An 850-nucleotide genomic window follows, 5' to 3' on the forward strand; every position below is an offset into this window, starting at 1 on the left:
GGGCATTACGAATTTCCACCGGAAGATTCTGAGCATTGATTTGACCGTTTGCTGTTTGTCGGATCTGTCCTTCAAGTGCTGCAGCCAGTTTCAATAAATTCGCTTTGAAATCACCACTTATCACCGGATTCGGCTGCATCAATTGTCTTTCGAGAAACACTCCGGACTGTTGAATCGCTTGTTGCAAATTGGCTGATTGCTGAACAGTTTGCGTTTCGCGAATATTTTGCCATAGCTGACTTAGCGCATTTTGAACCGGAGTCATTGTTCTCAGATCCGGTAACGAATTGATCACATTTTGTAATTGCGGAGGTTGGGCGAAAACAAACGGCAATAATCGGCGTTGCTGGGAAATCAGATTTTCTGACAAATTCGGATTGGGCGTTTTTAGAGCAACGCTCAGTGGTGCGTTGCCCAGAATCTGTAATAAAAGCTGCTGTCCGGGTTTGAAACTGGAATTCAACCTGCTGATATCCAATTCCAGTGGCACAGGCAATTTTCCGGCTTGCGGCAATGCCAACAGGATAGATTGCTGAGGTAATAACTTAATGACTTCTGCCAGTAACGTTTGCCCTGGCCGGAAGTTCGGCATAACCGATGTGACAGCCGCCACAGAGAGTAATTTAAGTGCTACTTTATCACTGGCACCTGCATCGGTTCGTTGCAGTTCAAGAGTCTGTCCACGCTGCAAATCCACCCCGGCCTGAATGGTAATAACCCTTCCTGCTAACTGGATATCGACATTTTCGCCCGCCTTTCCAGCCGATATCACCACAGCCTGCGCAACTTGTCCCGGTGTCAACGCTGGCGTTTGACTTGCCGATCCCGTTACAGTGACCTGAGCAGCCTG

At 48.0% G+C, this 850-nt stretch carries 1 protein-coding gene; it reads right to left on the reverse strand.

Going from position 1 to position 850, the window contains the following annotated elements; translation table 11 throughout:
- On the reverse strand, nucleotides 1–850 hold an 850-nt coding region (locus B3O33_RS01395; protein ID WP_292362784.1), incomplete at both ends, for a hypothetical protein.

Origin of the sequence: Methylophaga sp. UBA1464 (genome assembly GCF_002325665.1) — a bacterium.
Lineage (GTDB): Bacteria > Pseudomonadota > Gammaproteobacteria > Nitrosococcales > Methylophagaceae > Methylophaga.